A 25,004-nucleotide genomic window follows, 5' to 3' on the forward strand; every position below is an offset into this window, starting at 1 on the left:
GCCGACGCCGGACCAGGCCGCAGAGCTGCTGCTGCCGCTATGCCTGCCGTCCTTCACCGAAACCGGCAAGCTGTTCGACGGCCCCTCCCGCTCCCTGAAAGACCCTCTGGCCGATTGACTTCGCCCCGGCAGCGCGATTGACTGACGGCAAGCGGGGAAACATCCGCGTGTCAATCAGCTAGCCATACAGAGGGGGAAGTGATGAGAGGAGTGTTCTCGCACGCCATCGCGGCCGCGTTGGTGAGTGCGGCGTTGACCGCGCCGGCTGCTGCGCAGTCCGGTGACAAGACCGCCAAGATCGGCGTGCTCAACGACATGTCGAGCCTCTATGCCGACATCGGCGGTCCGAATTCGGTGGTCGCAGCCAAGATGGCGATCGCCGATTCAGGTCTGGAAGCGAAGGGCTGGAAGATCGATCTGGTCTCCGGCGATCATCAGAACAAGCCGGACATCGGCGTCAATCTGGCGCGGCAGTGGATCGATGTCGACAAGGTCGACCTGATCACCGATACGCCGAACTCCGGCGTCGCGCTGGCGATCAACAATCTGGTCAAGGAAAAGAACGCCATCCTGATGAATTCGGGCGGCGCCAGCGCCGACCTGACCGGCAAGGCGTGCAACGCCAACACCATCTCGATGACTTACGACACCTACATGCTGGCGAACGGCACCGGACAGGCCTTGACCAAAGCCGGCGGCGACAGTTGGTACTTCCTCACCGCCGACTACGCGTTCGGCGCCGCGCTGGAGCGAGATACGACCGCGGTCGTCAAGGCCAACGGCGGCAAGGTTCTCGGCAGCGTCAAGCACCCGCTGAACACACCCGACTTCTCGTCGTTCCTGCTGCAAGCGCAGGCGTCGAAAGCCAAGGTGATCGGCCTCGCCAATGCCGGCGGCGACACCACCAACTCGATCAAGCAGGCGTCCGAATTCGGGATCACCGCGGGCGGACAGAAGCTGGCGGCGCTGCTGCTGTTCATCAACGACGTGCATTCGCTCGGGCTGAAGACCGCGCAGGGCCTGACCTTCACCGAGTCCTATTATTGGGATCTCAACGACAACACGCGCGCTTTCGCCGACCGTTTCCAGAAACTGGCCAAGAACAACGCCAGGCCCTCGATGACCCAGGCGGGCGTCTATGCGGCGGTGCTTCACTATCTCAAGACCCTGGAGGCGATGGGCGGCAATCCGCACGATGGCGCCAAGGTCGTCGCCAAGATGAAGGAGATCCCGGCCGACGACGTGCCGTTCGGCAAGTCGGTGATCCGCGCCGACGGCCGCCGGATGGTCCCAGCGTTCCTGTTCGAGGTGAAGTCCCCGGCCGAGTCCAAGGGCCCGTGGGATTACTACAAGAAGATCGCCGATATCTCGGCCGAGGACGCCGCGCGACCGCTGTCCCAGAGCGAGTGTCCGCTGGTGAAGAAGTAAGTCTCGCGGTCAACGCTGCCGATTCTGAATGGCCGGGCTTGTGCCCGGCCATTTGCTTTCAGGAGCGGCGCATGCCACGACCTGATCAGCCCAACCGCCTCGTCATGTGCAGATATCCCTCGCCTTCGGTCTCGATGAACCCCAACCGGAGGTACAGACTGCGCGCCCGGTCATTGGACGATTGCACCGACAACGTCAGCCGCCGCAAACCGATCGCTTCTGCGGCCCCGACCAGACCGGCGATGACTTCGCGCCCAATGCCGCGCCCCTGTGCTGCCGGAAGCAGCGCAATATCGACGATCCGGAGCGCCCGGTTGCCCCAGGATCGAGCCGCGGCTTCACCGTCCACGTCGCTGCCGTCGCACAGCCCCGCCTCGGCCGGATCGATTGCAACGACGACCCGACCCACAGCAACTTCCCGCTCGGTGATGACGAAATACTCCGCGGCCGGAAAGCTCCGCCGATAACCGATGCGTTGCGCCTCGAACTGTTGCGCGAGCAATGTCGCAAGCAGCGGCTCTGGCAGTCCCATGGACGCGAACATCGCGCGGAGCGTGGCGTCGGACAGGCAACGGCAGAACACATCGTCCGCGGCCCGCGCCGGTCGAATCGCCAACCCCGGCGTCGGCAGTCGGACATGCGCCGCAATGCTGCTCATCACCACTTCCGAAATAATCGACGCACTCGTGCTTTGCGGTGCCGCATTGACGCGGGATGACGTCCACAGCTAAGGCGATAATCAGTTTTATCGACCATGACATTGCAGTGATCGAGGTGGCAGATGTATCTGATGAAACCCGAAGACTTCGAACCATGGGTGGGACGTAGCGTGCGTATCGCGACCGTCCCCGAGCCTGTTGAACTCACGCTCGTCAGGCTGCAGCGCAAGCCGGTGTTCATCGGCGCCGAGCGCGAGCCGTTCAGCCTGTTCTTTGAATCACCGGAGGACATCTACCTGCTCGATGCCGCCTATGAATTCGATTGCGGCCGGGGCGGCCCCTACACCATCCTGATTTCCCAGTTGCAACCGAAGAACGGCCGACGCCGATACCAGGCTGTCTTCAACTGAGACAAATCGACGACAACCACCTTCAGGGGCCGACGGCACTGCCGCCGCGGGTCCCTGAAGACGGACCGATCAATCCTGCACCGGATAGAGACCCGACAGGCAGATATTGGTTCGGAGCGCCAAATAAGGCGGCAAGGTCTCGACCGGAACATTGCTGCCGGTGTTGCCGATCTGGACCGTACCTCCGGTAATTCCACCTCCGCCACCGCTCACACCACCGAGATTGACCGGTGTGCCCGATGTACCAGCCGGCGCGTAGATCTTCGGCTGCGAGGCTCCCGTCGGACCGGTATTCGCCAGTTGGGAGCCGGCGGCCGGCGTGGCCGACAGCGAACTGACAGGTGCGCCCGTCAACGCCTGAACCACCGCTGCTCCGCCGCTGCCACTACCTGTGGGAGTAAATACCGCGGCATGTGAATGCGCCGGCAGGTTGGCCTGCGTGAGCGTCACGCGCTCCACACCGGCATGCGCGCCCCAGGCGTAGCTGCTGAGACCCGGTCCTTGCCCGGAGCCGATGATCACTCGGGACTGAAGATTGGGAAGCTGAAAGGTGGTTCGCCCGTCACCGCCGAAGGTTCCACCGATCAGTGCGAACAGGGCCTGGTTCTGCGTGACGTTGAACGTCTGTCCGGCTGCGACCGCCCAATCGACCGGAGCAAAATTGAAGGCGACCTGCATGATCTGGCCAATGAATGCTTCTGCCATCTGATCCATCCTCGCTCAGTCAATGATCGGGTGTAAAAACGCGGGCACCCGCATCCCGCCATTCCGAATCCGATCCATCCTGTTAGTCACATCTCTGCCGAGCAGCAGAAGCGTTGCGGCGCACAACCGAGCTGTTTCACAACTATCAAAGTACCTACAAACATCAGCGCGCGGCACCGACACACCGCTACGTGCTATTCACGAAACCATGCTGTAGCGGCACAAACTGACGACCTGTTACCTTCTTGCATCTGACGATCGAATTTCGCACGATCAATTGTTGGTTGTACTTGATACCACACACCTCCTAATGCGAACAATCGACTCGTTACAACTCTGAGCCTCGTCCGTACAGCAACTGCAATTATTTGAATGGCACGGCGGCGTGCCAAGCAGCGGCGAACGACATGCAACTGGATGAACGCATATCGTCGGCCGGTCCACGAGCCGAACAGAGAGCGTCGACTGAATTTGCTTTTGAAACTGTGGAGCTGAGATCAGAGCCACAGCTCCGACGGCAGATCCGACAGAAGCTCAGGTGTCAGCTCGGATGGCGGCTCCACGCCGCAGGGGTGTCCGCGACGGCGGTCAGACTGATTGTACCGCTGGCGCGCCGGGCCCGTATCCTTGCTTTGGCGACATCGGCCTGCGCGTTGGCCGCACTGGCACCCTCGCTGAGCTGGGCGGCGTCTGCGGGCTGCAACGCCGTGAACGGCGGCGCACTCAACTACACGGTCTCGTTTTCGACGCCCGATACGCCGGATGATGGGCAGGGCTACAAGAGCACACAGGTCACAGGGTTCGCTACGGGCGACATCATCAACTATTCGGTCACCATCAACCCGACGGCCGGATCGATCGAGGCAGGCTTTCTAGCCGACTTCAGCTTCGGAATACCAACGGGCTTCAACAACAACACAGGCGGCGGCTTTTCGTCGAGCGTCACGGGGCAATACCAATTGACGTCGATCGACGTCAGTGACATCGACTCGACCTCAGGGCTCTATGCAGAGGCATTTTACGGGAATTTCCAAGGATTCACCGGTAGCGTTTCGCTTGCAGCGACCTGCACCGCGGCAGGCACCCCGGCCGTCACCGCGGTCGCGCCGTCCTCAGGCCCCACGGCGGGTGGCACCTCGGTGACCATCACCGGCACGAATTTCACCGGCGCCACGTCGGTGAGCTTCGGCGCGACGTCGGTGCCGAGTTCCAGTTTCACCAGCAGTTCCGGGACACAGATCGTCGTGCCCTCGCCGGCCGGCAGCGCCGGGACGGTCCACGTTACGGTGACCAACGCCACCGGCACATCCCCGACCAATTCAAACGATCAGTTCACCTACGTCGCGGCGCCGACCATCGGCACGATCTCGCCTAGTTCCGGCCCGGTCGCAGGCGGCACCTCGGTGACCATCACCGGCACCAACCTGTCCGCGGTCACCGGCGTGACCGTCGGCGGAGCAGCGGCAACACTCGGCACCAATACGTCGACATCGATTCAGATCACAACGCCGGCCGGCACAGCCGGCGCGCGCGACGTCGTGCTGACGACAGCGGGAGGCTCGGTCACCTCGACCGGCGGCTTCACCTATCTGGCAGCCCCGACGATCGACACGATTACGCCGAACTCGGGCCCGGTCGCGGGCGGCACCAGCGTCACCATTACGGGCACCGATCTGTCGGGCGTCACAGGCGTGACCGTCGGCGGCGTCGCAGCGACGCTCGGCACCAACACCTCGACTTCGATCGCAATCACAACCCCGGCCGGCACGGCAGGCGCGCAGAACGTGGTGGTGACGACGGCCGGCGGTTCGGCGACGTCGACCGGCGGATTCACCTATATCGCCGCGCCGACCATCGGCACGATCTCCCCCAGTTCCGGCCCGGTGGCGGGCGGCACCTCGGTGACCATCACCGGTACCAACCTGTCCGGGGTGACCGGCGTGACCGTGGGCGGAGCCGCGGCGACACTCGGCACCAATACGTCGACCTCGATTCAGATCACAACGCCGGCTGGTACGGCCGGCGCACGCGACGTCGTTCTGACCACGGCCGGCGGCTCAGTGACCTCGACCGGCGGCTTCACCTACGTCGCGGCGCCGACCATCGGCACGATATCGCCCAGTTCCGGCCCGGTGGCAGGCGGCACCTCGGTGACCATCACCGGCACCAACCTGTCAGGGGTGACCGGCGTGACCGTGGGCGGGTCCGCGGCGACGCTCGGCACCAACACGTCGACGTCGATCCAGATCACCACCCCGGCCGGAACCGCCGGCGCGCGCGACGTCGTTCTGACCACGGCCGGCGGCTCAGTGACCTCGACCGGCGGCTTCACCTACATCGCCGGTCCGGCCATCAGCACGATTTCCCCGAGTGCCGGCCCCACAGCGGGTGGTACCAGCGTCACCATCACCGGCACCAACCTGTCCGGCGTTACGTCGGTGACGGTCGGCGGCGCATCGGCGACCCTCGGCACCAATACATCCACCTCGATTCAGATCACGACGCCGGCCGGCACTGCAGGCGCGCGCGATGTCGTACTGACCACGGCCGGCGGCTCGGTCACATCGACCGGCGGCTTCACCTATGCGGCGGCCCCAACGATCGGCACCATTACGCCGAGTTCCGGCTCCACGGGCGGCGGCACCTCCGTCACTATCACCGGCACCAACCTGTCCGGCGTCACGTCGGTCACCATTGGCGGCGCGACCGCAACGCTCGGCACCAACACGTCGACGTCGATCGAGATCACCACCCCGGCCGGAACCGCCGGCGCGCGTGATGTCGTGCTGACCACGGCAGGAGGCTCCGTCACCTCGACCGGCGGTTTCACCTATATCCTGTCGCCGTCGATCAGCACGGTTTCGCCGAATGCGGGTCCGACCGCCGGTGGAACATCGGTAACGATCACCGGCACCAATCTGTCAGGCGTCACCTCGGTCACCATTGGCGGCGCGGCCGCAACGCTCGGCACCAACACGTCGACGTCGATCGTCGTGACGACGCCGGCCGGCACAGCCGGCGCACGCGACGTCGTGGTGACGACCGCCGGCGGATCGGTCACCTCGACCGGCGGCTTCACCTATGCTGGTCCGCCGGCGATCAGCACGATCTCGCCCAGCTCGGGGCCCACCGGCGGCGGCTCCTCCGTCACCATCACCGGCAGCGATCTTGCCGGCGTGATTTCCGTTACCATCGGCGGCGCTGCCGCGTCGCTCGGCACCAACACAGCGACATCGATCGTGATCACGACGCCAGCAGGCACCGCCGGTGCACGCGACGTCGTCCTGACCACAGCCGGAGGAACGACGACGTCCACCGCAGGATTCACCTATGTGGCAGGCCCGACGATCGGCACGATTGCGCCGAACTCGGGCCCGGCAGGCGGCGGCACGTCGGTGACGATCACCGGCACCGACCTTTCGGGCGTTACTGCCGTGACGGTCGGCGGGGCGGCGGCAACGCTCGGCACCAATACGGCGACCTCGATCATGATCACGACGCCGGCGGGCTCCGCGGGCGCACGCGACGTCGTGGTGACCACAGCCGGCGGCTCAGCCACTTCGACCGGAGGCTTCACCTATATCGCGACAGCGACCGTGACGTCGATCGCGCCCGCAGCAGGCCCTATCAGTGGCGGCACCTCGGTGACCATCACTGGAACGAACTTGAGCGGCGCAACGGCCGTGACCATCGGTGGCGCCGCCGCTACCAACGTCATCGTCGTCAATGCCACCACAATCACGGCGACCACCCCGGCCCACGCCGCGGGAACCGTCGATGTCGTCGTCACGACACCGGGCGGCACCGCCACAGGAGCAGGACTCTACAGCTACGCGGCCGGCCCTACGGTCACCTCGGTCAGTCCGGCCAGCGGTCCGAGCGTGGGCGGCACCTCAGTCACGATCACCGGCAGCAACCTGACCGGCGCGACCGCGGTCAGTTTCGGCGGTGCCGCGGCGACCGCCGTCAGCGTGACAAGCGCAACCTCGATGACCGCAACCACCCCCGCCCATGCGGTCGGCGTCGTCGACGTCACCGTCACCACTCCCGGCGGCAGCAGCACCGGCGCAGGACTGTTCAGCTACATCGTGGCAGCCACGACCACCACCCTCTCCTCGTCGCGCAACCCCAGCGAGGCGGGTCAGGCGGTGAGCTTCACCGCGACGGTGACGGCAAGCGGCGCGGTCCCCACCGGCACCGTCACCTTCACCGATGGCGGAGTCACGATCGGCTCGGTCGCCCTGTCGGGCGGCACCGCGACGCTCACCACCAGCAGCCTGACGGTCGGGTCGCATACCATCGTCGCGGCCTTCGCGGCCAACGCCAGTTTCGCCGCCAGCGCCTCGCCGCCATTGCTGCAGGCCGTGAACACGCCTCAGGACAGCCTGAAGCTGCGCGCCATGCAGATCCTGGCCAGCAAGACCGTCGCGCAAACCTCCGGTGCGGCCATCTCCGGCGCTATCGACACCGCGATCTCCGAAGGCTTCAACGACGGAGGCGAACTGATCACCCCGTCCGGAACGGGCCTGCGCCTGAACTTCACCGACGATCTGTCGCAAGGCAGAGCCGGCACCACGGCCAGCGCGATCGAGAGCCGCTGGCCGGGATCTGGCCTGCGCAGCGACGGGCCCGCCACCCCGGCGATCGGGCTCGGCATCGGCATCCCCGGACCGGCCGGGCGCGGTCGCTCACGGTTCGACGACACCTTCGCAGCGATCGATCGCAGCTCCGCCGCCAAGGCCCCCGCCAAACGACTGACCGAACCGAAGGATTGGCTGATGTGGGCCGAGGTGAAGGGGGCCGGCATCGGCCAATGGAATGCGACCGGGGCCACCTCGGTGCTATCCGGCAACCAGGTCAACGCGTTGATCGGACTGACCCGGAAGCCGTCGCCGGACTTCCTGATCGGCCTGCTCGGCGGCTACGAGACCTTCGACTACAGGTCGGACGCGCTCAACGGCCGGCTCAGGGGCGACGGTTGGACGATCGGCTCCTATGCCGCGTGGCGATCGGCCGCCGGGCTGCGCGTCGACCTCGCGGGGGCGTATTCGGGGATCGACTACAACGGCTCGGCGGGCAGCGCCGCGGGCAAGTTCCAGGGGCAGCGCTGGCTGCTGTCCGGAGGACTGACCGGAACCACCGAAGCGTTCGGCTTTGCGATCGAGCCGTCGGCGAAGGTCTATGCGTTGTGGGAACGCCAGAACGCCTACGTCGACTCCCTTGGGACGCCGCAAGCGCAACGCGAGTTCTTCACCGGGCGGGCCTCGGCCGGCCTCAAGGTGAGCTACCCCTGGCTGTACAGCGCGACGCTGACGCTGTCGCCTTATGCGGGCGTCAACGCCGACTATTACTTCCTCGGCGACAATGCCGAGACGATCACGCTCGCAGGCGCGACGCCGCTGGCGTCGGTGCCGCTGCTCGACGGATGGTCCGCGCGAGTGACTGGCGGCCTCGCCGCTCGGTTCGGCAACGGCGCCGCCGTTGCTCTCGGGGGCGAAATGGGCGGACTGGGCGGCACCGTTCAGATCTGGACGCTGCGCGGCAGGGCCTCGGTGCCGTTCTGAACAAGGCGGCTCCGCAGACGCAAGCCCGATGCGGAAGAGAACCTGCAAGACGCGGCCGGTGTCCTGCATCTTCGTCTGGCGAGCCTCGCTTTGTCGAGGCGGGTTATCGATCGAGGCGGGTTCTCGATCGAGGCAAGGCTCTTTATCGGGGCAAAGCTCGCTTGGTGCGGCCGCCTGCAACCACCACGATCGCCACCGACACCATCAGCAAGGCGCCGGCGACCAGAAACGGCGCACCGGGCAGATGCAGCGGCGCGCCACCGTCGATGAAATAGGCAAATATCATCGTGAAGAAGAATGGGCCAATCAGCTCGGCAACGCTCTTCACGCTGGTGGTGGCGCCTTGCAATTGCCCCTGCTGCTCCGGCGACACCAGCCGGGTCATCATCCCGGAGGTCGCTGGCCCGGCAATGCCCCACAGCGTCATCACCGGAATGCCGATCCAGAACAGCGTGCCGCTCGGCGCCAGCGCATAGATCAGAAAGCCGAGCGCGCCGCCGCCATAGCCGAAAATCTGAGCCCGACGTTCGCCGAGCCGCTTCACCGCGGGACCGACCAGAAAGCCCTGCACGATCGTGGTGCAGACGCCGACGAACGCCAGCGCCAGACCGACCGTGGTCTGATCCCAACCGTAGCGATAGCCGGTGTACAGCACGAAGATCGCCGGCAGCGCGACATGGGCGACCTCGGCACAGAACTCGACCACCGCCAGCGCAGCGAGCGTGGCGTTGGAGGTGAGCAGCCGCACCGCTCCGATCGGGTTGGCGGATTTCCAGCGGAACGGCGACCGCCGTTCGGGCGGCAGCGACTCCGGCAGCACGAACAGGCCGTACAGCGTATTGGCGAAGCTCAGCGCCGCCGCCACCCAGAACGGCAGCCGCGGGTCGACGCCGCCGAGCAGGCCGCCGATCGCCGGACCGAAGGTGAAGCCGAGCCCGAACGCAGCGCCGACCATGCCGAACACCGCGGCGCGCTTCTCTGCGGGCGTGACGTCGGCAATGTAGGCGAACGACGTCGAGATGCTCGCCGAAGTGATCCCCGACAGCACCCGGCCGACGAACAGCCACCACAGCGACGGCGCCAGCGCCATCAGGACGTAGTCGAGACCGAGGCCGAGATTGGACAGCAAAATCACCGGCCGCCGTCCGAACCGGTCCGACAGCCCGCCGAGGATCGGCGACGCGAACAACTGCATCAGCGCCCAGGCGGTGCCGAACAGCCCGTAGATCCGCGCCGCATTCGCGGTGTTGTCGTCGGAGAAGCTCTCGATCAGCTTGGGCAGGATCGGCAGGATCATGCCCAGGCTCAACATGTCGAGCGCGATGGTGATGAAGATGAAGCCGACAGCGGCGCGGCGCGGCCCGGTCGTTCCGGCGACCGGCGTTTGCTGCGCTGTGGCTTCCTCGGTCATGACTTGCGTTTACGCTTGTGAGCGAACGGGTTGGCCTTCTCACGCAGCGTGATCCGCACCGGCGTGCCGGGCAGCTCGAACGCGCCGCGCAGGCTGTTGACCAGATAGCGCAGATACGACTCCGGCACCGCATCGGCGCGGGAACAGAACACCACGAAGCTCGGCGGCCGTGCCTTGGTCTGGGTGACGTAGTTCAGCTTCAGGCGGCGGCCCGAGACGGCCGGCGGCGGATTCTGCGCCGTCGCCTGCTCGAACCAGCGGTTCAGCGCCGCCGTCGGCACCCGCCTGTTCCAGACGGCGTAGGCGTCCTGGACCGCCTGCATCAGACGATCAACGCCCTCTCCCAGCATGCCGGAAGTGGCGACGATCGGCACGCCCTTGATCTGCGGCAGCCAGTGATCGGCATCGGCGCGGAGCTGCGCGATCTGCCCGCCCTGACGCTCCATCAGATCCCATTTGTTGACCGCGATCACCAGCGCCCGGCCCTCGCGCTCGACCAGATCGGCGATCCGCAGATCCTGCTCCTCGAAGCGGTTCTGCGCATCCATCATCAGCACGACGACTTCGGCGAAACGCACCGCACGCAGCGCGTCGGCGACCGACAGCTTCTCCAGCTTCTCTTCGATCCGGGATCGGCGCCTCAAACCGGCGGTATCGAACACCCGGAATTCACGCCCCTTCCACTGGACCTCGACGGCGATCGAGTCGCGCGTGGTGCCGGCTTCAGGGCTGGTCAGCAGCCGCTCCTCGCCGAGCAGGCGGTTGATGAAGGTCGACTTGCCGGCGTTGGGACGGCCGACGATCGCCACCCGGATCGGGCGCGTCGCGATCGCCTCCTCGCTGTGGTCCGCGTCGTCGTCGTCCTCTTCGTCGACCGGCTCGGGCATCAAGGGACGCAGCGCGTCGTAAAGTTCGCCCAGGCCTTCGCCGTGCTCGGCGGAAATCTGCACCGGATCGCCAAGTCCCAGCGCGTAGGACTCCATCGCGCCGATCTCGCCGTGCTTGCCCTCGCTTTTGTTGGCGACCAGCACCACCGGCTTGTTGGCGCGGCGGGCGAAGTCGGCGAAGGCGCGGTCGTTGGGCGTCAGGCCGGCGCGGGCGTCGATCACGAACAGCAGCGCGTCGGCGTGCTCGATCGCGGTCTCGGTCTGCTCCTGCATCCGCGCGGTCAGCGAGCCCTTCGGCCCCTCGTCGAGGCCGGCGGTATCGATCAGCGTGAACGACAGATCGCCGAGCCGGCCTTCGCCTTCGCGGCGATCACGGGTGACGCCGGGAGCATCGTCGACCAGCGCCAGCTTTTGGCCGACGAGGCGATTGAACAGCGTCGATTTGCCGACGTTGGGCCGGCCGATGATAGCGAGGATGAAAGACATGCTGATCCGTCGCCGAGAAGCGGCGGCCTGTCAATGTCGCTCGGGTCAGACCTTCGAAACCGCCCCCTGCGATCAACGCTGGAAGCTGCCGCTGGGCAGGGGCGCCGGGAATGCCGGAGCCGTTCCGGATTGCTGCGCCGGTGCCGAGGACGCGGCCGGCTGATCGTCCGGTGGCGGCGTCGTGATGCGGCGGCGCGATTGCTTGGCGGGCGGAGGTGCCGGCGGCACCGCAGCGGCTCCGCCCTCCTCCTCTGCGGCCGGTTCGGCGGCGGCGGGGCGCCGGGGCGCTGCATTTTGCCGTGTCCGCGTCCGCGCGGCCGGCGGCGGCCTGTCCTCGACCGGCGCTGCCACAGCCGCAGCCTGCTCGCGCTGCTGCTGTTCGACCTGATCCTTGTACAGGCTCCTCGGCACGCCCTGCTCCAGCCCGGGGACACCCTCCGGGAACACCGGCCTGCGCTCGCCCTGCAGCTTCTTCTTCTGGTCGAGGAAGTCGAACATATCGGTCGGATCGAATCCGCTCATGCTGCCGCAGCCGGAGAGTCCTCCGGACAGCGCGACCAGAACGACGACGGGGATCAGGCGGTGCGACAGGCGCATGGATCAACTCTCACAATCTCAGGTGTCGCGGTCGCTCGGATCATCTCAGCTCTTGCTGGCGGTCGGCGGCAACAGGGCCTGCAGCACGTCGGCGCGGCTGCGCAGGCTGCCCGGGGTTTCCGCATCGGTGGTGATCTTGTCGATCCACTGCCGGGTCGCGGCAACGTTATTGGCGCGCCAGGCCGACAGCGCCAGCAATTCCCGCGCAGTGTGCCGGAATGCACTGTCGGCAGTGGCGATCGGCTCGAGCCGCTGCACCAGATCGTTGTAGTTCGCGGTATCCATCACCAGCCCGGCGGCGCGAATCCCGGCAAGGTCACGATATGGCGCCGGAAGGCGCCGATCGGCCGCAATCTCGTCATAGCGCTTCACCGCAAGCGCCGGGTCGCGCACCGCGATTTCGGCAGCGGCGCGCAGCCGCGCCAGCATCCGATAGCCCGACGGCGCCGATGCGGCGATCTTGTCGAACGCGGCCTCCGCCTCAGCGTGCTTGTTCTGCTCGGCAAGCTCGGCGGCGGCAGCGAATGCCGTGCTGGCCTCGGCTGCCTGCTTGGCCTCGTAATACTCATAGCCGCGCCAGGCGCCGACGCCGACCACGATCAGGATCGCGGCGCCGACGATATAGATGGAATACTTTTCCCACAGCTTCCTGAGCCGCTCGCGACGCAGCTCTTCGTCGACTTCGTTAAATATTTCAGACACTTGGAAAATTTCCTGTCCCAACGGCGCAGCCATCTCGACCGATGCGCCGCTCGCCCGTCCCTCGCAGTCGCGCGGGCGATACCCTAGCGTTATGGCGCTGGCAAGGCAAAGCGAGCCCTCTCAAGGGGATACCCCTGAGAGACCTGCCCGCCCAACCGATTTCGTTACGCCTTCGATTTCATTCCGTAGACGTGCTCCGGTCCGGGGAAGGCCCGCGACCGCACCTCCTCGGCATAGCCCTTGATCGCCGCCTCGATGCCGGGGCCAAGCTCGCCATAGCGCTTGACGAATTTCGGCGGCTTCGGCGACAGGCCGAGCATGTCTTCGAGCACCAGCACCTGACCATCGCAGGCGGGGCTGGCGCCGATGCCGATGGTCGGGATCGAAATCGTCTCGGTGATCTTGCGGCCGAGCGGTTCGGCGACCGCCTCGACCACGACCGAGAATGCGCCGGCGTCGGCGACCGCCTTGGCGTCGGCCTCGATCGGCGCCCAGCTCCCCTCCTCGCGCCCCTGCGCGCGGAACGAGCCGAGGGTGTTGATCGACTGCGGCGTCAGGCCGATGTGGCCCATCACCGGGATGCCGCGCTCGGTGAGGAACGCGATGGTCTCGGCCATCCGCACCCCGCCTTCGAGTTTCACGGCGCCGCAATGCGTCTCTTTCAGGATGCGCGCGGCGGAGTGGAAGGCCTGCTCCTTCGACGCTTCATACGAGCCGAACGGCATGTCGACCACGACCAGCGCATGCTGGGAGCCGCGCATCACCGCATGGCCCTGCAGGATCATCATCTCGAGGGTGACCGGCACGGTGGTCTCGAACCCGTGCATGACATTGCCGAGCGAGTCGCCGACCAGAATGGCGTCGCAATAGCGATCGACCAGCGACGCGGTATGGGCGTGATACGAGGTCAGCATCACGATCGGATCGCCGCCCTTGCGGGCACGAATGTCCGGGGCGGTCTTCCGCCGGATTTGCGATTGGACAGACATTGAGGGTCAGGCTCCGAAGACCGGGACGCCGATCACGTAAGGGTGGAACAGGAATGCGAGCGCGGCGTAGACGACGGCGCCGACGCCGATCGCGATCGCGTCGTTCTTCGGACCGCCGACCGGAATCGGCGGACCACCGGGATCGCTGCGGTGCTTGAGCGAGATGCGATCATACACGGCCCAGCCGAGCAACGAGCCGAACAGGATGATCGAGCCGAGGTCGCCGTTGCTGATCAGATGCGCGACCGCCCAGAGCTTGACCGCAGTGATCATCGGATGCTTGACGACGCGATAGATCCGGCCGCGGGCATAGGCCGCCACCAGCAGGATCGCCACCGGCAGCATCAGCAGCGCGGTGAGGTGCCGGGTCCAATGCGGCGGATGCCAGACGTCGATCATGCCGTCCGACCGATACGCGCCGAAGCCGTAAGCGATCAGGCCGATGCCGGCGATCGCGAGGATCGCGTAGGCGATCTTGTAGACCGCCTCGCCGCCGATTCCGATCAAACGGCCGCGCAGGTCACGCCGGGTAGTGACGACATGGGTGCCGATGAACAGCACCAAGCCGACGATCATCAACGCAAGTCCCATCACGCCACCCCCTCGCCTGCACGCACGCGGCGGTTTCCGCAGCCTTCGGATCCCACTATGGTCCGCGCCGTCGCGTCGGACGGATGCCGTCGGCACGCGCGCTGACCTGTTCGGGTATCATTGTTTTTGGGACGGATGCAAATGACGCGAACGAAACCCGGACGAAGCTGGATCTACGCGCTGGCTTGGCTGGCGCTGGCAGGATCGGCGGCGCCCGGCCGGGCTGAACCGCAGGGGCCGACGTGGCCGCCGAAGACGGTGCGGATCGTGGTGCCGTTCGCCGCTGGGTCGACGCCGGATCTGGTCGGCCGCGTGCTCGCCGACCAGCTTCATGCGCGCCATCCCGGCTCCGCCTTCGTGGTCGAGAACAAGCCGGGCGCCTCCGGCAACATCGGCACAGATGCCGTCGCAAAGGCTCCTGCCGACGGCGCCACGCTCGGGATCTCGATCGCCGGGCCGCTCGCGATCAACACGCTGCTGTTTCCGAAGCTGCCCTACGATCCGGAGCGCGACCTTGCGCCGGTGACGATGCTGACCCGAATGCCGAGCGTGCTTGCGGTGCCGGCGACGGCGGGCATCGGCAGCGTCGCCGAGTTTCTCGCCAAGGTGAAGAGCGACAAAGGCGGCTTCGCCTACGCCTCGATCGGCGCCGGCTCGCTGTCGCAGCTCTGCATGGAAGCGATCGCCCAGAAGGCAGGCGTGAAGATGGTGCACATCCCCTACGCCGGCTCGCCGAACGCAGTGACTGCACTGATCCGCGGCGACGTGCAGGCGGCGTGCCTGCCGGCGATATCGGTGGCGCCGCAGCAGGCGTCAGGTGCGGCGAAAATCCTGGCGGTGACGACGCCGGAACGGTCACCGTTCCTGCCCGAAATTCCCACCCTGAAGGAAAGCGGCATCGACCTGCAATCCGACGCCTGGAATGCGCTGATCGCGCCGGGCGGCACTGCGCCCGCACTGATCGCCGTGATCAACCGGGAGGTGGCCGACGCACTCGCCGACCCTGCGGTGATCACGAAGCTGAACACCCAGATGATGCAGCCTGCCTCCTCGACGCCCGAGGCACTGCGACAGAACATCACCGACGAGAAACGAACGTGGGCGGAGGTGATCCGCGCCGCCGGCATCGAGGTTCGGTGAAGCAGCGCGGTCCTGCGTGACCGCGCGAAGCCGACAGCCGGGCGGTTAGTGCGAGGCGATCCAGGCGCGGGCTTCGCGCTGGGCGACGGCGATCTCGTCCGACGACATCAGTTCGGCGAGTTCACGGCGATAGGCGATCGCGTCGGTCCGCCCCTTGAGCGCAGCCAGATTGAACCATTTGTGCGCCGCCACCAGGTCGACCGGCGCGCCGCGGCCCGAGGCGAACAGCAGGCCGAGATCGAACAGCACGTCCGGATTCTCGCCGGCTTCGATCGGCATCGCGGTTTCGATATTCAGATGTCCCTGCAGCATCTTTGCTCTCCATCGTTCGCCGCCGAGTTCGAGGGCGGCTCCTGTCCTCTGTTCGTCGTCCCCACCGCCGTGACCCGGCGCGTTATGGAGCGATGATGACCGATCAAATTTGAAGAGCAGTTTAAGCGTCGCGCTGAACGAATTCTGAACGCGCTTCGACGCCCGATTCCAGCCGATTCAAAAAACGACTGTGCCGCAGCGGTTTTCAGAATTCGGTGAGGGACGGTTTACCGTCCGGCTTGGCGAACCGATAACCATCGCCCCAACCGCCTGGGGAAACCGGCGCGCCCGGCCGCTGTCGCGGAGCGGCAACCGCGACGCCGATCGGAACTCCGACGACATCGAGACCGGATGTGAGGAACTAAGGGAAAGCCGGACCCGGCCGGCACAGGGGCGATAGCCCCACAAACAACGAGGGCGTCGGCGAACACGTCAGGATCAGATCTCACACGCGGCTCGCCGCCCATGAAACTGCGGACCTTTGCATCCGCACCGTTCGAAGAAAAACCGTTTCTTCTACCGGGTCCATCGCCGGCTGGGTGATCCCCGCCGCTGCCGGATCCGGCCGTCTGACCTGATGTCTCGCCGACACCCTCTCGTCGACTAGGTCCAGGCTCGTGTCGCTCGGCGAACAGCCCGTCCTGTGACGCAGCCGGCAGTCTCCCGCCGGCACTCGCTCGGAAGCGAGCTTACTTCTTCTTGGCGGCCTTCTTGGCGACCTTCTTGGTGGTCTTCTTCGCGGTCTTCTTCACCGCGCTCTTCGCGGCCTTCGCCTTCTTCGGCGCCGCTTTCTTCGTCGCCGCCTTCTTCACTGCTTTCTTGGCCATGGTGCCCTCCGATCAAATCAGATCGCTCGATTGCTGCTGCGTGCACTCGGGAATCGAGATGCACTAATTCCCGAATACACCAACGCTTTGAAAAAAACAGTGTCCCGCTTAAGGAAGAGTTGATGGGAGTTGTCCCTCGCGCACAGGCGGTCTCGGCGAAGGAGGCGCCCTCGGATCGATCGGACGAGCCGAGTAATGCGCGGAAAATCTGCATCGGCATTTGTCAAGATCGCAGAAAACGACTGTGCCGCAGCATTTTTTGCAAATCACCGATCGAGCTAACTAACTACTTTGCCGAAGCGCGCGGAGCGCCGAGTCGAACGAGCGCGGTCGTCGGAGGACTCTGAGTCGCGATCTTTGGCAACGAAAAAATTTTCGCGCGCAATGGCGTGCCGGAGCGTTCGGACGCTCCGGCACAGGGGTTTCTGCGCGAGGGGGTGCGGCTGATTCGCGATCGCCGACGTGGCTGCGCATGCACGAAGCGTGGTCGCTTCCGCCGGCGCGAGACGACGAAAGCCGTGGCTCAGAGGCCGAGCTTGCGCTTCAGCAGATCGTTGACGGCCTGCGGATTGGCCTTGCCGCCGGATGATTTCATCACCTGGCCGACGAACCAGCCGAGCATCGCCGGCTTGGCGGCGACCTGTGCCACCTTGTCGGGATTAGCCGCCACGATGTCGTCAACGACCTTCTCGATCGCCGACAAATCGGTGACCTGCTTCATGCCGCGCTGTTCCACCAGCGTGCGCGGATCGCCGCCTTCGGTCCAGACGATCTCGAACAGCTCCTTGGCGATCTTGCCCGAAATGGTGCCCTCGCCGATCAGCTCGACGATCGCGGCGAGTTGCGCTGCCGACACCGGCGAGGACTCAATCGACTGACCGTCCTTGTTAAGGCGGCCGAACAGCTCGTTGATCACCCAGTTGGCGGCGAGCTTGCCGTCGCGAGCCTGATCCCCGAGCTGCGCCAGCACCGCCTCGTAGAACTCGGCGCTCTCGCGCTCGCTGACCAGCACGCCGGCGTCCTCGGCCGACAGCCCGAAATCGCGGATAAACCGGGCCTTCTTGGCGTCGGGCAATTCCGGCAGGCCGGACTTCAACTCGTCGACATAGGCTTGCGAGAACTCCAGCGGCAGCAGATCCGGATCGGGGAAGTAGCGATAGTCGTGCGCCTCTTCCTTCGACCGCATCGACCGGGTCTCGCCCTTGTTGGCGTCGAACAGCCGGGTTTCCTGATCGATCGTTCCGCCGTCTTCCAGAATGCCGATCTGGCGGCGCGCTTCGTATTCGATCGCCTGACCGATGAACCGGATCGAGTTGACGTTCTTGATCTCGCAGCGGGTGCCGTAAGGCTCGCCGGGCCGGCGCACCGAGACGTTGACGTCGGCGCGCAGGCTGCCCTTCTCCATGTCGCCGTCGCAGGTTCCGAGATAGCGGAGGATGGTGCGCAGCTTCGACACGTAGGCCTTGGCCTGCTCGGACGAACGGATGTCCGGCTTGGAGACGATCTCCATCAGCGCGACGCCCGACCGGTTGAGATCGACGAACGTCGATGTCGGATGCTGGTCGTGCAGCAACTTGCCGGCGTCCTGTTCCAGATGCAGCCGCTCGATGCCGACCGTGATGCTGTCGCCGTCCGGCAGGTCGACCACGACCTCGCCCTCGCCGACGATCGGCGATTTGTACTGGCTGATCTGGTAGCCCTGCGGCAGGTCCGGATAGAAATAGTTCTTGCGGTCGAACACCGAGCGCAGGTTGATCTTCGCGTTCAGGCCGAGGCCGGAGCGGATCGCCTGACGGACGCATTCCTCGTTGATCACCGGCAGCATGCCCGGCATCGCGGCGTCGACCAGCGAGACGTGGCTGTTCTGCTCGCCGCCGAACGCGGTAGCCGCGCCGGAAAACAGCTTGGCGTGGGATGAGACCTGGGCGTGGATCTCCAGCCCGATCACGACTTCCCAATCGCCGGTGGCGCCCTTGATGAGCTTCGAAAGTTTGACAGGTGCGTTCATAAGCCGGTTTCTACTCCGCTCCGGGCGCGGAGAAAACCCCTGCAACCGGCGCAAGGCACGCGACGTCGCGACCGACCGATCGTAGCGGCGGGCTAAAGGCTGGCGGCGAAGGCGCGGAAGACCGGGCTCTGCCGCAGCACGTCGCGGCCGGCCGAGATCAGCTCGTCGACCTGCTGCGGCGACAGCACGAACCGGGTGGCGATCCGCTCCAGCGTAGCGGCACGCCCCGGCTCGAGCTGATCGAACGCCAGCCGGCCGACGAAGAACCGCAGATCGCGACAATCCCATCCGGGGCCGGCGCCGTAGCGGGCGCGATCCGCCGCCGACAGGCCGCAGCGCCATCGCACCAGCTTGTCGCGCCAGTCCGACATGGTCCGATCGAACGCCGTGTAGCTGGCGCCGACACTGGCATCCATCGTGGTGTCGACCGCCGCTTTGATCAGTTCGACGCCGCTCGGACCTTCGACGGTGTCGACCCAATTGCCGGACACGCCGGTCTTGGCATCGACCACCAGCATCATCAGCCGCCGCAGCTTGACGGCCTGCTGCGGCGTCAAGGGACCGTAAGGCGTCTCCGACGACTCGCGCGCGATCGTCAGCGCCGAGACGCCGTAATTGTCGACCAGCCCGCCGTCGAGCAGCTTGATGAACGGCACAGCGCCCTCACGATAGCGCAGCACCGCCTTGGCGTAGGAACTCAGCATCGGCGAGGAATTGCCTTCGGTCGCGGCGCGGCGAACCCAGCGCGGCAACGGGGTATTACACGCGCCGGGGAACGCCTGCATCACGGCGGGCGCAAAGGCGAGCGGCACCGCCGCCGAGGCCGCGACTGCGCTGGACAGCGGATAGGCGTCGAGGTCGCTGCAGATCGCCGAGAACGCAGTGCTGTTGAATACGAACGGCACGCGATTGTAGATGTCGGAAGCATTGATCCACACCATCGGCCGGTCGCCGGCGCGCAGCCTTGCGAAGGTCGCGCCCTCGAACAGATGCGCATCGAGCCAGCGGGTGAAGCCGACGGAGTCGTTGATACCGCCGGTAAACGCCTTGCCGATCGTGCCGAGCGACAGCGTGGTTTCGAGCCCCTCCTCGGCATTCCGCAGCAGGAAGCGCTCCCGGAAATCGCTCAGCGCGTCGCGCCCCTTCAGGCCGAAATACGCCGCAGTGACCGAGCCGCCGGACACGCCCGACACGAAGGCGACGCGATCCAGCATCGCCGAGCGCGCCCCGTGCAGCGGTACGCGCTCCATTTCAGACAGCACGCCGAACGAAAACGCAGCCGCCCGGGTCCCGCCGCCCGAGAACGACAGGCCGATCATCGCGTCTTCGCTACGCATCCCGACATCGGACACGACCCTGTCGGCAACCGCGCCGTCGAGCGGCAGGTTGACCGGAAGGTTGTGGACCGAGGCGCAGCCGGCGAGCAGAACGCAGGCCGCCGCAGCGGACAGGAGACGATCGCGCCACGACATCATCGCAGGGGTACCGGTTGAATGGACGGCAGTGACATTGCCTGAACCATCGGCTGCAATAGTTCAGGCGCGCTTAACGATGTCGGCCTGGCGGAAGCTGGTGCCGGACTTATGGCGCGAGCAAGGCAGCCGCCGTCGGCGCGGTCAGTTCGCAGCAGGCGGCACCGGGGCGTCGAAGCCGATGGTGAAGAACGCGCCCTGGCCGCGAATGCTGCGCGCCTCGAAACTGACGTTGCGGGCGTTCTCCTTCAGCGTCTGCAGGATCAGCGCACCCAGCTTGCGCGGCGACGGCCAATGCTGCCCTTCGGGCAGGCCGACGCCGTCGTCGGACACCACGATCGTCACACGGCCCTTATCGACGCCGCAGATCACCTTGATCCGTCCGCCGTCGCGGCCGACGAAGGCGTATTTCAGCGCGTTGGTCAGCATCTCGTTGACCAGTAGCCCGGCCGGCATCGCGATGTTGACCGACAGCGGGCAATAGCCGGCATTGACCTCGCAATTGATCCCGCCGGCGGCATTGGCGCGGATCACCGCATTGGCGATGTCGGACAGATACTGCCCGAGATCGATCTGACCGCCGTCGGCGCTCGGGGTCTCGTCCGACAACACCCGGTACAGCGCCGTCAACGCATCGATCCGGCTGGCGAGCCGCGCCAGCGCGACGGTCTCGCCTTCCGCGGCCGAGCGCGCCTCGAGCCGGACCAGCGCAGTGATCAGTTGCAGATTATTCTTCACCCGATGCTGCAATTCGCGCATCAGGGTGTCGCGCTCGCGGATCTGACTTTCGAACCGCTCGATCTGGGCCCGCTCGCGTCCGCCGACGTCGACCAGCGCCGCAATCCGATAGCTTTCGACGCCGTCTTCGCTCTCGATCACGGCTGCATAGGCCTGGACGATCAGCAAACGATCGGAAGGCGCGATCTTGCGGAAGACACCGAGGAAATCCTCGCTGTCTCGGATCGCGGTGCCGAGCGAGCGGCCGGCATTGTCCTGGTCTGTGAAGCCGTCGAGGCACGACCAGCCATTGCCGTTGACGTCCGCTGTCGACAGCGAGGTGAGCAGCTCGAAGGCTTGATTGATATAGACGACCCGTTGGTCCGCACCGCAGCCCTGCGACACCGCGATCGCCACCGGTACGTTGTCGAGCAGGTGCTTGTAGCGATCGTTCTCGATCGCCGCGGCGATCTTTGGCGACCCGAGGATCTGATCGACACCTTGCGGTGGAAGTTCGCCGTCGTCAGCGCTCATTCAACAACCCTACCCCGGCCGAGAATGGCTAACGGAGCCCACAAACGCAATCCGAAACCCGCCCCGCGACGCCGGGCTCATGCCCACCATTTCGTCGGCGTGAACCGTCCGGCCGACTGCTCGATCACCTCGCCGAGCGAGAACAAGGTGTCCTCGTCGAACGGCCGGCCGATCAGTTGCAGGCCGAGCGGCAATCCTTGCGAGTCGCTGCCCGCCGGAACCGCGATGCCGGGAAGGCCCGCCATGTTCACCGTCACGGTGAAGATGTCGTTGAGATACATCTCGACCGGATCGGCGCCGCCTTTCTCGCCGATGCCGAACGCCGCCGACGGCGTCGCCGGGGTCAGGATCGCGGAGACGCCTTGATCGAAGCATTGCTCGAAGTCGCGCTTGATCAGCGTGCGGACTTTTTGGGCACGGAGATAATAGGCGTCGTAATAGCCCGCCGAAAGCACGTAAGTGCCGATCATGATGCGGCGCTTGACCTCGGCGCCGAAGCCTGCGGCGCGGGTGTTCTCGTACATCTCGACGATGTTGCGGCCGCCGACGCGGGCGCCGTAACGGACGCCGTCGTAACGGGCGAGGTTGGACGAGGCCTCGGCCGGCGCCACGATGTAATAAGCCGGCAGCGCGTATTTGGTGTGCGGCAGCGACACCTCGACCAGCTCGGCGCCCGCGGCCTTCAGCCACTCGGCGCCCTGGCTCCACAGCTTCTCGATCTCGGCCGGCATGCCGTCGAGCCGATACTCCTTCGGAATGCCGATCTTCATGCCCTTCACCGAGCCGCCGACGGCAGCCTCGTAGTTCGGCACCGGGCGATCGACCGAGGTGGTGTCCTTCGGATCATGGCCGGCCATCGAGCGCAGCAGGATCGCGCTGTCGCGCACCGTGCGGGCGATCGGTCCGGCCTGGTCGAGCGAGGACGCGAACGCGACGATGCCCCAGCGCGAGCAGCGGCCATAGGTCGGCTTGATGCCGACCGTGCCGGTGAACGCCGCAGGCTGGCGGATGGAACCACCGGTGTCGGTGGCCGTGGCACCGAGGCAAAGGCCGGCTGCGACAGCCGCCGCAGAACCGCCCGATGAGCCGCCCGGCACCAGCTTGGCTTCCGAGCCCGCGCGCCGCCACGGATTGACGACGGGACCGAAGCACGAGGTCTCGTTCGACGAGCCCATCGCGAACTCGTCGTTGTTGAGCTTGCCGAGCAGCACCGCGCCATCGCGCCAGAGCTGCGACGTCACCGTCGACTCGTAGGTCGGCTTGAAATCGCCGAGGATCTTCGAGCAAGCGGTGGTGCGTTCGCCCCTGGTGGCGAACAGATCCTTGATGCCAAGCGGGATGCCGGCCAGCGGACCGCCCTCGCCCTTGGCGATCTGCGCGTCCGCGGCCTCCGCCATCTGTCGCGCCTGATCCGGCGTCTCCAGCACATAGGCATTGAGTGCGCGCGCCGCCTCGATCGCGGCAAGGTGGGCGTCGGTCAGCTCGAGCGCGGTGAAGGACTTGTTTGCGAGGCCATCGCGGGCCTCGGCCAGCGTCAGCGATGTCAGGTCGGTCATGGTTCAGGGCACGCCTGGATAAAAGCCGGCGACAGGCCGGTCACGGACGCCGCGGATCGTGCGGCTCTATTGCAGCGCTGGCTAGCACAGCGCCTCCGGGAAATGAAGCGATTGCGCCGATCTCGACGCCACGGCTACAGTCGGGCCATTGACGGCAAGATTATTGTAGTTACATAATTCAATGGCGATCACGTTTGATCCGGCTAAACGGGATTGGACCCGGCGGCATCGCGGTCTCGATTTTGCCACGGATGCTGCAACGGCTTTTGCCGGACGCACCGTGACGAAGCTGGACGATCGGTTCGACTACGGCGAGAGCCGTTACATCACGGCCGGATATGTCGGTGCGCATGGTCGTGATTGTCTGGACGCCTCGCAACGGCGGCCGTCATGTGATTTCGATGAGGTACTGTCATGCCAAGGAAGAAGTCCGCTGGGCCGCGCTCTTTCGGCGAACCTTTGACTGACGATCCAGACGATGCCCCGGAGCTGCTCGACGAATTTTTCCGGACCGGTGAAGTCTGCGTCGGTGGCAAGATCGTCCGCCGGGGCCGTCCGCCGCTGGGAGCACAGCCGAAAAGTTCGGTGACGCTGCGGCTGGATGCCGACGTGCTGGACGCCTATCGCGCCCTCGGCCGCGGCTGGCAGTCGCAGATCAATGCCGACCTGCGTCGGGTGCGGAAGCTCAAGAAGGCCTGAGCCTCACTTATTGACCGGGCTGCAGAAGAACGGCGACAGCGTCTTGTCGTTCTCGGGCGCATCGCGCCGGGCCTTGTCGGCGGCCTGCAACTGGTCGAGCACGGCCTCCATCGCCTTATCGGCGTCGACGACCTTGCCCTGCCGCCCCATTGCGTCGAGGTAGTCCAAATAGGCCTGGTAGGCCTTCTCGTCGTCGCACAGCAGGCACATCGGCGCGTCCTTTATTCGACCACCTTCGGCACCAGGAAGAAGTGATCCTCGGTCGATGGGGCGTTAGCGACCACCTGATCGGTGATCTCGCCGTCATCGACCACATCGGCGCGCTTCTTCATCTGCATCGGCGTCACCGAGGTCATCGGCTCGACGCCTTCGACATCGACTTCCGAAAGCTGTTCGACGAACGCCAGCATCGCGTTGAGTTCGCCTTGCAGATGCGGCCCCTCGTCGTCGGTCACGGCGATCCGCGCCAAATGCGCGATGCGGCGAACGGTGGCGGCATCGACCGACATTATATAAGGCCTTTCTGCGAGGTGGCGACCTCCGCCGTATAGCAGAGCCGGGTTTTAGCCCGCAACCTCGGAGCGGCGAGACCGATCTCAGCCGACGAGCCGGCCGAGCTGTGCCACCGCCGAGCCGGCCAGCGCCCGGGTGAGTTCGGCCGCCGGCATGTCGCGGCCGAGCCGCACCGCCTGCCCGGCCCACAGATTGGTGAAGTCGGTTTTGCCGTGCTGCTCCGCCGCCGCCTTCAGCGGGCCGAGCGCGGAAGCGGCGTGCGGGAACGCCGGTGCATCCGCAGACACCGGACCGACCTCGCGCATCAGACGATTGGCGACGCCGCGCGCCGGACGCCCGGTCATCACATTTGTGATCATCGTCGCCTCGTCGGTGCCCTGCGCCAGTTGCATCCGCACCAGCGCGCTGGTCCGCGCTTCCGGGCAACGCAGATACGCGGTGCCGACCTGCACGCCGGCGGCGCCGAGCGCGAACGCCGCCGCGATGCCGCGACCATCGGCGATGCCGCCGGCCGCGATCACCGGCACCCGCACCGCATCGGCCACCTGCGGCAGAAGAGCGAACAGTCCCGGCTGCCGCGCAATGTCGTCGGTCATGAACATGCCGCGATGGCCGCCGGCTTCGGCGCCCTGCACGATCACCGCATCGACGCCGTGCTCCTCCAGCCAGATCGCCTCGCGCACGATCGTGGCCGAGGCGATCACCTTGGCGCCGGCCGCCTTGACCCGATCGAGCAGCGCATTCTCAGGAAGACCGAAATGGAAGCTGACGACCTCGGGCTTCAGCTCCTCGACCAG

General features: G+C 66.0%; 23 protein-coding genes and 1 pseudogene. 7 read left to right on the top strand and 17 right to left on the bottom strand.

From position 1 onward, the window contains the following. A pseudogene (locus DU475_RS24300) lies at positions 1 to 118 on the top strand (SDR family NAD(P)-dependent oxidoreductase); the annotation flags it as partial. Positions 119 to 201: 83 nt separating this feature from the next. Then, the gene (locus tag DU475_RS14545) at positions 202 to 1,428 is read left to right on the top strand and encodes an ABC transporter substrate-binding protein (RefSeq protein WP_164632519.1); all 1,227 of its coding nucleotides are present in this window, start codon (positions 202 to 204) and stop codon (positions 1,426 to 1,428) included. 85 nt (positions 1,429 to 1,513) lie between these two features. Here the strand turns inward: DU475_RS14545 and DU475_RS14550 are convergent, their stop codons facing one another. Beyond that, the gene (locus tag DU475_RS14550) at positions 1,514 to 2,086 is read right to left on the bottom strand and encodes a GNAT family N-acetyltransferase (protein WP_164632520.1); all 573 of its coding nucleotides are present in this window, start codon (positions 2,084 to 2,086) and stop codon (positions 1,514 to 1,516) included. A gap of 123 nt (positions 2,087 to 2,209) precedes the next feature. Here DU475_RS14550 and DU475_RS14555 point away from each other — a divergent pair, with 123 nt between their 5' ends. After that, the gene (locus DU475_RS14555; protein WP_047307104.1) at positions 2,210 to 2,497 is read left to right on the top strand and encodes a DUF6916 family protein; all 288 of its coding nucleotides are present in this window, start codon (positions 2,210 to 2,212) and stop codon (positions 2,495 to 2,497) included. A gap of 69 nt (positions 2,498 to 2,566) precedes the next feature. On the opposite strand, the gene DU475_RS14560 is transcribed toward DU475_RS14555, so the two are convergent. Continuing rightward, the gene (locus DU475_RS14560) at positions 2,567 to 3,202 is read right to left on the bottom strand and encodes a phage tail protein (protein WP_013502053.1); all 636 of its coding nucleotides are present in this window, start codon (positions 3,200 to 3,202) and stop codon (positions 2,567 to 2,569) included. A gap of 707 nt (positions 3,203 to 3,909) precedes the next feature. Here DU475_RS14560 and DU475_RS14565 point away from each other — a divergent pair. Continuing rightward, a complete protein-coding gene (locus DU475_RS14565; RefSeq protein ID WP_349644193.1) occupies positions 3,910 to 8,766 on the top strand; it encodes an IPT/TIG domain-containing protein in 4,857 nt (1,618 codons plus the stop codon). A gap of 142 nt (positions 8,767 to 8,908) precedes the next feature. On the opposite strand, the gene DU475_RS14570 is transcribed toward DU475_RS14565, so the two are convergent. From DU475_RS14570 to DU475_RS14595, 6 genes are all read right to left on the bottom strand, one after another. Further along, positions 8,909 to 10,177: a TCR/Tet family MFS transporter gene (locus DU475_RS14570; RefSeq protein ID WP_164632522.1), complete on the bottom strand. Its 1,269-nt coding sequence runs from the start codon at positions 10,175 to 10,177 to the stop codon at positions 8,909 to 8,911. After that, complete coding sequence (der, locus tag DU475_RS14575; protein ID WP_047309145.1) at positions 10,174 to 11,550, bottom strand: ribosome biogenesis GTPase Der; 1,377 nt, start codon at positions 11,548 to 11,550, stop codon at positions 10,174 to 10,176. The genes DU475_RS14570 and der overlap by 4 nt, the downstream gene beginning before the upstream one ends. A 72-nt stretch (positions 11,551 to 11,622) precedes the next feature. Then, the gene (locus tag DU475_RS14580) at positions 11,623 to 12,147 is read right to left on the bottom strand and encodes a hypothetical protein (RefSeq protein WP_047309146.1); all 525 of its coding nucleotides are present in this window, start codon (positions 12,145 to 12,147) and stop codon (positions 11,623 to 11,625) included. Positions 12,148 to 12,192: 45 nt separating this feature from the next. Beyond that, positions 12,193 to 12,849, bottom strand: coding sequence for a tetratricopeptide repeat protein (locus tag DU475_RS14585; protein WP_164632523.1), 657 nt, complete (start codon positions 12,847 to 12,849; stop codon positions 12,193 to 12,195). 164 nt (positions 12,850 to 13,013) lie between these two features. Continuing rightward, positions 13,014 to 13,838 carry a 3-methyl-2-oxobutanoate hydroxymethyltransferase gene (panB, locus tag DU475_RS14590; RefSeq protein WP_164632524.1) on the bottom strand — a complete coding sequence of 275 codons (825 nt, stop codon included), beginning with the start codon at positions 13,836 to 13,838 and terminating at the stop codon, positions 13,014 to 13,016. Positions 13,839 to 13,844: 6 nt separating this feature from the next. Continuing rightward, positions 13,845 to 14,429 carry an NnrU family protein gene (locus DU475_RS14595; protein ID WP_164632525.1) on the bottom strand — a complete coding sequence of 195 codons (585 nt, stop codon included), beginning with the start codon at positions 14,427 to 14,429 and terminating at the stop codon, positions 13,845 to 13,847. Between the two features lie 141 nt (positions 14,430 to 14,570). Between DU475_RS14595 and DU475_RS14600 the strand changes: the two genes are divergently transcribed. Beyond that, complete coding sequence (locus DU475_RS14600; protein ID WP_164632526.1) at positions 14,571 to 15,569, top strand: Bug family tripartite tricarboxylate transporter substrate binding protein; 999 nt, start codon at positions 14,571 to 14,573, stop codon at positions 15,567 to 15,569. Between the two features lie 45 nt (positions 15,570 to 15,614). On the opposite strand, the gene DU475_RS14605 is transcribed toward DU475_RS14600, so the two are convergent. The 6 genes from DU475_RS14605 to gatA form a co-directional block, all read right to left on the bottom strand. Further along, the gene (locus DU475_RS14605; RefSeq protein ID WP_013502044.1) at positions 15,615 to 15,881 is read right to left on the bottom strand and encodes an SEL1-like repeat protein; all 267 of its coding nucleotides are present in this window, start codon (positions 15,879 to 15,881) and stop codon (positions 15,615 to 15,617) included. Positions 15,882 to 16,570: 689 nt separating this feature from the next. Then, positions 16,571 to 16,708, bottom strand: coding sequence for a hypothetical protein (locus tag DU475_RS14610; RefSeq protein ID WP_013502043.1), 138 nt, complete (start codon positions 16,706 to 16,708; stop codon positions 16,571 to 16,573). A gap of 523 nt (positions 16,709 to 17,231) precedes the next feature. Continuing rightward, positions 17,232 to 18,716 (bottom strand): Asp-tRNA(Asn)/Glu-tRNA(Gln) amidotransferase subunit GatB, encoded by a 1,485-nt coding sequence (gatB, locus tag DU475_RS14615; RefSeq protein WP_047309150.1) that lies wholly within the window; start codon positions 18,714 to 18,716, stop codon positions 17,232 to 17,234. A gap of 92 nt (positions 18,717 to 18,808) precedes the next feature. Then, entirely contained in the window at positions 18,809 to 20,191 is a 1,383-nt protein-coding gene (locus DU475_RS14620) for a patatin-like phospholipase family protein (protein ID WP_164632527.1), read from the bottom strand. A gap of 141 nt (positions 20,192 to 20,332) precedes the next feature. Next, complete coding sequence (locus DU475_RS14625) at positions 20,333 to 21,439, bottom strand: PAS domain-containing sensor histidine kinase (protein ID WP_164632528.1); 1,107 nt, start codon at positions 21,437 to 21,439, stop codon at positions 20,333 to 20,335. A 77-nt stretch (positions 21,440 to 21,516) separates the two neighbouring features. Then, a complete protein-coding gene (gene gatA, locus DU475_RS14630) occupies positions 21,517 to 22,995 on the bottom strand; it encodes an Asp-tRNA(Asn)/Glu-tRNA(Gln) amidotransferase subunit GatA (protein ID WP_164632529.1) in 1,479 nt (492 codons plus the stop codon). Positions 22,996 to 23,176: 181 nt separating this feature from the next. Between gatA and DU475_RS14635 the strand changes: the two genes are divergently transcribed. Next, positions 23,177 to 23,458 (top strand): BrnT family toxin, encoded by a 282-nt coding sequence (locus tag DU475_RS14635; RefSeq protein ID WP_349644192.1) that lies wholly within the window; start codon positions 23,177 to 23,179, stop codon positions 23,456 to 23,458. Continuing rightward, complete coding sequence (locus DU475_RS14640; protein WP_246700326.1) at positions 23,455 to 23,694, top strand: BrnA antitoxin family protein; 240 nt, start codon at positions 23,455 to 23,457, stop codon at positions 23,692 to 23,694. The genes DU475_RS14635 and DU475_RS14640 overlap by 4 nt, the downstream gene beginning before the upstream one ends. Positions 23,695 to 23,697: 3 nt before the next feature. On the opposite strand, the gene DU475_RS14645 is transcribed toward DU475_RS14640, so the two are convergent. The 3 genes from DU475_RS14645 to DU475_RS14655 form a co-directional block, all read right to left on the bottom strand. Then, complete coding sequence (locus tag DU475_RS14645; RefSeq protein ID WP_013502037.1) at positions 23,698 to 23,904, bottom strand: hypothetical protein; 207 nt, start codon at positions 23,902 to 23,904, stop codon at positions 23,698 to 23,700. 11 nt (positions 23,905 to 23,915) lie between these two features. Next, positions 23,916 to 24,203, bottom strand: a complete 288-nt coding sequence (gene gatC / locus DU475_RS14650) for an Asp-tRNA(Asn)/Glu-tRNA(Gln) amidotransferase subunit GatC (RefSeq protein WP_164632531.1) — start codon at positions 24,201 to 24,203, stop codon at positions 23,916 to 23,918. An 87-nt stretch (positions 24,204 to 24,290) separates the two neighbouring features. Then, the coding region (locus DU475_RS14655; protein ID WP_164632532.1) for an NAD(P)H-dependent flavin oxidoreductase at positions 24,291 to 25,004 on the bottom strand (714 nt) is incomplete at its 5' end.

The organism is Rhodopseudomonas sp. WA056, assembly GCF_010906995.1.
Classification (GTDB): Bacteria; Pseudomonadota; Alphaproteobacteria; order Rhizobiales; family Xanthobacteraceae; genus Rhodopseudomonas; species Rhodopseudomonas palustris_G.

Excerpts from the sequence above, each read along its gene's own strand:
- DU475_RS14545 (WP_164632519.1), top strand. The coding sequence starts at position 202 with ATGAGAGGAGTGTTCTCGCACGCCATCGCGGCCGCGTTGGTGAGTGCG.
- DU475_RS14550 (WP_164632520.1), bottom strand. The coding sequence starts at position 2,086 with ATGAGCAGCATTGCGGCGCATGTCCGACTGCCGACGCCGGGGTTGGCG.
- DU475_RS14555 (WP_047307104.1), top strand. The coding sequence starts at position 2,210 with ATGTATCTGATGAAACCCGAAGACTTCGAACCATGGGTGGGACGTAGC.
- DU475_RS14560 (WP_013502053.1), bottom strand. The coding sequence starts at position 3,202 with ATGGCAGAAGCATTCATTGGCCAGATCATGCAGGTCGCCTTCAATTTT.
- DU475_RS14570 (WP_164632522.1), bottom strand. The coding sequence starts at position 10,177 with ATGACCGAGGAAGCCACAGCGCAGCAAACGCCGGTCGCCGGAACGACC.
- der (WP_047309145.1), bottom strand. The coding sequence starts at position 11,550 with ATGTCTTTCATCCTCGCTATCATCGGCCGGCCCAACGTCGGCAAATCG.
- DU475_RS14580 (WP_047309146.1), bottom strand. The coding sequence starts at position 12,147 with ATGCGCCTGTCGCACCGCCTGATCCCCGTCGTCGTTCTGGTCGCGCTG.
- panB (WP_164632524.1), bottom strand. The coding sequence starts at position 13,838 with ATGTCTGTCCAATCGCAAATCCGGCGGAAGACCGCCCCGGACATTCGT.
- DU475_RS14595 (WP_164632525.1), bottom strand. The coding sequence starts at position 14,429 with ATGGGACTTGCGTTGATGATCGTCGGCTTGGTGCTGTTCATCGGCACC.
- DU475_RS14600 (WP_164632526.1), top strand. The coding sequence starts at position 14,571 with ATGACGCGAACGAAACCCGGACGAAGCTGGATCTACGCGCTGGCTTGG.
- DU475_RS14605 (WP_013502044.1), bottom strand. The coding sequence starts at position 15,881 with ATGCTGCAGGGACATCTGAATATCGAAACCGCGATGCCGATCGAAGCC.
- DU475_RS14610 (WP_013502043.1), bottom strand. The coding sequence starts at position 16,708 with ATGGCCAAGAAAGCAGTGAAGAAGGCGGCGACGAAGAAAGCGGCGCCG.
- gatB (WP_047309150.1), bottom strand. The coding sequence starts at position 18,716 with ATGAACGCACCTGTCAAACTTTCGAAGCTCATCAAGGGCGCCACCGGC.
- DU475_RS14620 (WP_164632527.1), bottom strand. The coding sequence starts at position 20,191 with ATGATGTCGTGGCGCGATCGTCTCCTGTCCGCTGCGGCGGCCTGCGTT.
- DU475_RS14625 (WP_164632528.1), bottom strand. The coding sequence starts at position 21,439 with ATGAGCGCTGACGACGGCGAACTTCCACCGCAAGGTGTCGATCAGATC.
- gatA (WP_164632529.1), bottom strand. The coding sequence starts at position 22,995 with ATGACCGACCTGACATCGCTGACGCTGGCCGAGGCCCGCGATGGCCTC.
- DU475_RS14635 (WP_349644192.1), top strand. The coding sequence starts at position 23,177 with ATGGCGATCACGTTTGATCCGGCTAAACGGGATTGGACCCGGCGGCAT.
- DU475_RS14645 (WP_013502037.1), bottom strand. The coding sequence starts at position 23,904 with ATGTGCCTGCTGTGCGACGACGAGAAGGCCTACCAGGCCTATTTGGAC.
- gatC (WP_164632531.1), bottom strand. The coding sequence starts at position 24,203 with ATGTCGGTCGATGCCGCCACCGTTCGCCGCATCGCGCATTTGGCGCGG.